This window comes from Arthrobacter sp. GMC3 (genome assembly GCF_002929305.1).
Taxonomy (GTDB): domain Bacteria; phylum Actinomycetota; class Actinomycetes; order Actinomycetales; family Micrococcaceae; genus Specibacter.
The window spans coordinates 189,165-195,933 of sequence record NZ_PJIO01000007.1 but is presented as its reverse complement, the minus strand read 5'-3'; the positions used below and the strand labels follow the sequence as shown (position 1 = coordinate 195,933).

Below are 6,769 nucleotides of genomic sequence, written 5' to 3'. Positions count from 1 at the left end.
GCAACCTCAACCCACTGACCCTTCACCGCAGACTGATACATGGCCGGAATGGCATCAAAAGCTGCCTGACTCAAAGCCCACTTCTGATCCCCCACCACACGCGCGGAGGAAGGAGCACCAGCAGACTCTTTCCAAACATCAGCAAACTTGCCAAACACCACATACACGCCAGCCGGCTTACCCGCAGCAATCGGCGGACGCCCAAGCTCCGGACGCAAATTCGCCGCAGGATCAAAACCGGTACCCCGCACCACAATCTTCGTCCCCTCAGGAACAGCAGACGTCAACGGAGTCACCCCATCAGCAGCAAAAACACTCAACGCAGGAGTCCACACCTTCGGCGCATCACCCACAGTGATGGGAGCGTATAGTTCCTGCGAGGCGTTCACAGTGCCACCGGCAGCATACGTGTAGGCGCCAAAATTGCCGTCCGCAGGCCACCCAACGGGAGCACCAGCAACCACCTTTTTCTGCACCGTCAACTCCGCAGTGAAGGAACCATCGCCAGCAACCTCAACCCACTGACCCTTCACCGCAGACTGATACATGGCCGGAATGGCATCAAAAGCTGCCTGACTCAAAGCCCACTTCTGATCCCCCACCACACGCGCGGAGGAAGGAGCACCAGCAGACTCTTTCCAAACATCAGCAAACTTGCCAAACACCACATACACGCCAGCCGGCTTACCCGCAGCAATCGGCGGACGCCCAAGCTCCGGACGCAAATTCGCCGCAGGATCAAAACCGGTACCCCGCACCACAATCTTCGTCCCCTCAGGAACAGCAGACGTCAACGGAGTCACCCCATCAGCAGCAAAAACACTCAACGCAGGAGTCCACACCTTCGGCGCATCACCCACAGTCAGAGCCGCGGGTTCGGAATAGGTCACTCCCCCCGCGTTGGTGAATGCCGCCCGGTAAAGGTTCCCATTCAGGGCCAGATCGGCGGTGATCACAAGCTGCTCACCGGTGGCACCGGCAAGATCGGTCCAGGGCCCCGTTCCGGCGGCGGATACCTGCCACTTCACGGACTCATGTCCCGTGGCTGCGGCCGTAAATGTTGCAGCTTCTCCTGCCAGGACACTCGCCGGGGCCGGATGGGCGCCCACAATGGGAGCAGCCACAACAGTTTTGTAGGTGACATTGATCGTCACCGGGTCAAAGGCCGCACCTGCTGCGAAGACGTTGGAAAACGCCGGGACACCGTCGGCGTGAATGGCTGACGGCAAGGCGGTTGCCACAAAGGCGCTGCCTGTGTCTTGGACGCCGGTGACATCCACGGTGGCGAGCCTGACGTCGTCGTACGTTTCCAGAGCGCCACTGCTCATGGAGATACTCCTGACATCCGCCAGCAGCAAGCCCTGGGTTAGGTCAATGCGGATGTCCGAGATGGTTGTTGACAGGGCTCCCTTGTGGCCCGAGAAGGCCACGGATCCGGCGAAGGAGATGCTCTTGCTCGTCGAGTCGAGCGCAACTGCCGGGAACCTGAGCGTACCGTCCGGGTTGGAGCTTGCGCCGCCGTCGGGAACGATGGAGCCCTTGGCAATGTTGCCGGTGATGTAGTCGCGGAAGAACTTGCTTACGCCCCAGTCCAGTTCGCCGCCCGTCAATTCCACGGTGTCGGCAACCGGTGCCGGGCTGCTGGGAAGTGCCTCGTTGGCTTGGGCGCCGGTTACGCCCGCGGCCAGACCGGAACCGGCGATGGCCAATGTGGCCAGGACGCCCAAAGGGCGCCGCCACCAGGGGGATCGTTGAGTTGAAGCCATGAGATTCCTCTTTGCTCGTGGGTTGTCCATGCTTAGTTCCCGCCTTTGCGGCGGCGGGTCATGACGACGGCGCCTGCACCGGCGGCCAGCAACACGGCGCCGCCAGCTACGACGATTCCGGTCGTGGCACCTGTTTTGGCCAGAGCACCTGCCCCCTGTGAACCTGCAGCGGGCTGCGCTGCCGCGCCAAAGCTGATGGGGATCATGACATCGGCGCTACGGTCGGCGCTGCGGGTGTGGTCCGCGCGGGTGACAATGACGCAGCCATTGGGCGCCTTGGCCTTGTCTTCACAGTTGGTCAGGGCGTCGGAGGCCTGCACCGACAGGTTGACGGTGAAGGAACCCTTGCCGCCAGTTTCGATAAAGGGTTGGGCCAGACCTTGGCCGTAGGAGGGCGGGTTGGATGAAATCCATACCGAGCTTCCGCTGCCTCCGGTGGTATCCACCCCGCCCAGGCAGGGTGTGGCCGCCGCGCCGGGGCCGTTGTTGACGCACACGCCCAGGTAGACGCCCTTGCTCAGGTCAAAGCCGGCTCCGCTGACGCTGACGGAGTCACCGGCGGCGTTCAGCCCGGCGCTACGGTCGGCGGTGAGCGTTTGTCCGCCGGGGCCGCTGGCGGAGTCTGCCATGGCCCCGGCTCCGGTTGCCAGCGCCATGCCGGCCGTCAATCCGATCGCCGCGGCGACGTGCAGTATGCCCCTCCTGCGCCCAAAGCGTGCTGCCGGGCCCGTGGTACGGCCGGTATTTCCCCTCATGCTTCTCCTTGAATCGATGCGGTTTTTGGGCGCACAACACCAGCACGCATGGTCTCTGACCTGCGCAAATATTGAAATTGGTGGTGTTTGTTGCTCCCGTGGTGCGGTGAATGTTCGACGGCGATTGTTGCGTTAAGCGGTACCTGCAATTACGCAACACTAACCTGACGTAACCCTAACCTAACCTAGGATAGGCTTAGTTAAGAAAACCGGCCTGTCATCAGGGCTGGCAACGGATCTGACTCGCCGCTAAGGCCATACCTGGGGAATCAATGAAACACGCTTTGCCTGCCCTGCGCCCTCATACCGGTTTGCTCTCCGCCAGTTCGCGGAGGGTTCACCGCAGCCTGCTGGCCGCCACGGCTCTACTGTCACTGACCGTGACGGCATGCGCACCCACACCCCCAGGCACTTCAGCCAGCAATGCGCCCGCACCCGCAGCCTTGGTGGCCGCGTGCAGCGACGGCACTGCGGGAAAGCTCGCACTGCCCACGGACTGGAATGCAGCCGGGGCGTCATCCCCGGCCGCGCAGACCGATTCAACCAAGACCGCCACAGGTCCCTCCACCGCCGTGACCGCCGGGATGACACTGCCCACGGTGTCCACCCCACCAACACCGGCATTGCCCACTACCGTGACCTCATGTGACGGTGCAACCGTTTCGGTAACCGATGTGAGCCGGATCGTCACTATCGACCTCTACGGAACACTGACGGAAATTGTGCACGGCCTGGGTCTTGGCGCCAATGTGGTGGGGCACGATCGGGCCGCCAGTTTTCCCGAGGCAGCCAACGGGACAGTGGTGACGCCGTCGGGCCACGATCTGAATGCCGAGGCCATCACGGCACTGGACCCCACACTGATCCTCACGGACACCACCATTGGTCCGCTGGAAATTCAGCAGCAACTGCGTGACATCGGCATTCCCGTGATCTTCTTCGACCCTGCCCGCACCTTGCCGGGCATCAGCCACCAAATCACTGCGGTGGCCGGAGCCCTGGGCGTTCCGGACTCCGGGGTGGACTTGAACAAACTGGTGGGCACGGACATCGCCGCCGCACTTTCCCTGGTTCCTGCAGAAAACAAGCCCCTGCGCGTTGCCTTCTTGTACGTTCGCGGGACCGCTGGCGTGTACTTGATGGCGGGCCCGGGCTCAGGTGCCGACGACATGATCGCGGCCGCCGGCGCCGTGGATGTGGGAACGGACATTGGCCTGAAAATGCCCTTCACGCAGCTGACATCCGAGGCCTTGATCAAATCGGCCCCCGACGTGCTGTTGTTGATGACAGGTGGCCTCAAATCCGTTGGCGGCGTTGACGGACTGGTCAAGATCCAGGGCATCAACCAAACCCCGGCGGGCACCTCACGTCGCGTGGTGGACATTGCCGATGACTCGCTTCTAGGCTTCGGCCCCCGTACCGGCCAGAGCATCAGGGCACTTGCCGCCGCCCTGTACGGGAGTGAATCGTGACCACAACACTGCCGCGCAGCGCCACACTGCCAGTTCAAACCCCGCCTAACAACCGCCGTCGCCCCCTGAAAGACCGGCTGATTCTGCTGGGGCTTGGCGCCGCACTGGCCGTAACGGCGGTGATCGCCGCCGGCAGCGGTCAGCTGTCCATTGCCCCGCTGGAGGTGCTGGGCACCATCACGCACGGGTTTAACAATTGGGTGCAAAGCTGGCTGGATTTCTTCGGCCTGAACGTCACTAGCCCCTTCGCCTTTGGCCCGCTGCCCGAACACGCCCGCGGCTATGAGACTCTTTGGGCGGTACGCTTTCCGCGCGTTGTCCTGGCCATGATCGTCGGGGCCGCGCTTGCCTGTTCAGGCACCGTCATGCAGGGCGTGTTTGGCAATCCGCTGGCCGAGCCGGCCGTGGTGGGCGTGTCCTCCGGCGCCGCGGTGGGTGCCAGTACGGCCATCGTGACGGGTCTGGCCGGCTACGGAAACTGGGTGGTGGCCCTCTTCGCATTCCTGGGTGGTCTCATCACCACACTTTTGGTCTACAGCCTCTCGCGCAGTAAAGGGCGCACCGAGGTTGTCACCCTGGTCCTGACGGGGATTGCCGTGAACGCCTTCACTTTTGCCATGATCGCGTTCTACACCTACGTGGCCGACCCCAACGCCCGCGAACAACTGATCTTCTGGCAGCTGGGAAGCCTCAACGGCGCCGGTTGGATCAGCGTGGGATCCGTGGCGCCACTGCTAATAGTGGGACTGGCCATGGCTTTTGCGGCGGCCAAACAACTTGATCTGCTCTCGCTTGGCGAGCGGTCGGCGAGGCATTTGGGGGTCAATGTGGAACGTCTGCGCATGACGATGATCGTCACCGTTGCCCTGCTGGTGGGCGCCGGGGTCGCCTTCACCGGAATTGTGAGCTTTGTGGGCCTGGTGGTGCCACACCTGATTCGCATCATTGCCGGCCCCGGGCACAGGCTGCTGCTGCCCGCCAGCGCCCTGGGCGGAGCGTTACTGGTGCTGCTGGCCGACCTGGCCGCCCGCACCCTGGTCCCTTATTCGGACCTGCCCCTGGGCATGCTGACAGCACTGATCGGCGGGCCGTTCTTCTTCTGGCTGCTGCGGCGTACCCGCAATGAGCAAGGGGGCTGGGCGTGAGGTTATTGGATGCGTTCCGGGCCCCACCCGCCACCGTGCCGCAACCACTGGCGTCAGGGCTTGCCGCCATGCGGATGGAGGATGTCACCGTGGAGCTCGGCGGCAAACGAGTCCTGGCGGGCATTCAATTGCCCGTCCTTGCCGGGGAGGTGCTGGCCCTGGTGGGCCCCAATGGGGCCGGAAAATCGACGTTGCTGGCCGCCCTGGCCGGCGATGCCCCCTTGAAGTCCGGGCGGATCGAAATGGCGGGGCGTGCGCTGGGCGACTGGGCCCCGGATGAATTGGCATTGCGCCGGGCCGTGCTGCTCCAGCAGCAGTCCCTGAGCTTTCCATTTAGCGTGCTCGACGTCGTTCGCATGGGCCGGGCGCCGTGGAGCAACACCGCGGCAGCCGAGAAGGACGATGAGTTGGTGGCGGCGGCCATGGCCGATACCGACGTGAGCAAATTTGCGCTGCGCAAATTTTCCGCCCTGTCCGGAGGGGAGAAAGCCCGGGTGGCCTTGGCCCGCGTGCTGGCGCAGGACACGGCGGTGCTGATGCTCGATGAGCCCACGGCGGCCCTGGATCTCCGCCACCAGGAACTGGTGCTGCAGGTGGCCCGGCGTCGCGCCGAAAGTGGAAACGCCGTCGTGGTGGTGCTACATGACCTCAATTTAGCGGCCGGCTACGCGGACAAGGTCGCGGTGCTCGAGGATGGCAAGCTTGCCGCGCTGGGCACGCCGGGAGACGTGCTTGAGGCCGAACTGCTCAGCCGGGTTTACAGCTACGCCATTGATGTGATGGCGCATCCCGCCACCGGCCGGAGCATAATTTTGCCTCGACGGTGACGGGATTCCTTCGCAACGGAGGCTTCACGCTGCGTGCGCACTTGCCCTTTCGGCGGCCAGGTCAACGAACACTGCCCGGTTCAGTTCAAAGGACTCGGCTGCGAAGCCCAAAATGGCGTCCTTCTGCTCCCGCGTGAAATTGGTGCTGTCCAGGCGGTCGCGGTAGGCGTCCTTGTAGGGCTTGGGCTTGGGAATCTCATCGAAGACGTAGAAGTTCAGGCCAGCCTCGGCAATCTCATAGTGGCGCTGGACCATGCGGGAGATGATCAGGCCGCCGGAGAGGTCCCCCATGTAGCGCACATAGTGGTGGGCCAGGAGGAACTCGATCGACGTCGGTCCCACTTCTGCCAGCTTCTGCGCATAGGCCGTGGTGGCCGGCACGATCGCAATGCGCCCGTCGGCGAGCTGCTCGTCCCAGTCGGCGCCGTAATGGAAGGCCAGATCGGCTTCCAGGGCGGAAACCCGCGCCAGTTTGGGATCGATGAAACCACCCAGCTGGGCGTCGTCGGCGTGGAGAGCAAGCGCATCCTCCATGGCACGGTAGATCACCAGGGTCTGCGCCAGCAGGCTTGCCAAGGCGGCGGCGTCGAGTTTTCCACCCATCAGGTCAGCCACGAAGGCGGAGTCCTCGGCGGCCATGTGGGCTGCGGCGGTGTGGGACTTGAGTTCCTGCGACAGCGGTTCTTGCGTTGACGCGTCGTTGGGAGCGTGTGACGCGGTATCGACGGCTGTTGAGGTCATGTCAAACTCCATAATTAGGTAAAGGTATCCTTAGCTAATCAAGTTTAGTGACACTGTGTCAAG

Annotated in this window: 6 protein-coding genes; 3 read left to right on the top strand and 3 right to left on the bottom strand. The window is 63.3% G+C overall.

Annotated features, from left to right (window positions below; all coding sequences use genetic code 11):
• The coding region (locus CXQ94_RS22655) for an HtaA domain-containing protein (protein ID WP_181034212.1) at window positions 1-1,766 on the bottom strand (1,766 nt) is incomplete at its 3' end.
• Window positions 1,767-1,798: 32 nt separating this feature from the next.
• Window positions 1,799-2,521: an LPXTG cell wall anchor domain-containing protein gene (locus tag CXQ94_RS13275; protein WP_104091022.1), complete on the bottom strand. Its 723-nt coding sequence runs from the start codon at window positions 2,519-2,521 to the stop codon at window positions 1,799-1,801.
• A gap of 272 nt (window positions 2,522-2,793) precedes the next feature.
• On the opposite strand from CXQ94_RS13275, the gene CXQ94_RS13270 reads away from it, so the two are divergent.
• From CXQ94_RS13270 to CXQ94_RS13260, 3 genes are all read left to right on the top strand, one after another.
• Window positions 2,794-3,993 carry a hemin ABC transporter substrate-binding protein gene (locus CXQ94_RS13270; protein ID WP_219817052.1) on the top strand — a complete coding sequence of 400 codons (1,200 nt, stop codon included), beginning with the start codon at window positions 2,794-2,796 and terminating at the stop codon, window positions 3,991-3,993.
• Window positions 3,994-4,070: 77 nt separating this feature from the next.
• Window positions 4,071-5,138, top strand: coding sequence for an iron ABC transporter permease (locus tag CXQ94_RS13265; RefSeq protein WP_258067077.1), 1,068 nt, complete (start codon window positions 4,071-4,073; stop codon window positions 5,136-5,138).
• Window positions 5,135-5,965 (top strand): heme ABC transporter ATP-binding protein, encoded by an 831-nt coding sequence (locus CXQ94_RS13260; protein WP_258067068.1) that lies wholly within the window; start codon window positions 5,135-5,137, stop codon window positions 5,963-5,965. The genes CXQ94_RS13265 and CXQ94_RS13260 overlap by 4 nt, the downstream gene beginning before the upstream one ends.
• A gap of 24 nt (window positions 5,966-5,989) precedes the next feature.
• Here CXQ94_RS13260 and CXQ94_RS13255 read toward each other — a convergent pair whose 3' ends face one another.
• Complete coding sequence (locus CXQ94_RS13255) at window positions 5,990-6,706, bottom strand: heme oxygenase (biliverdin-producing) (RefSeq protein WP_181034211.1); 717 nt, start codon at window positions 6,704-6,706, stop codon at window positions 5,990-5,992.
• Window positions 6,707-6,769 lie beyond the last annotated feature (63 nt).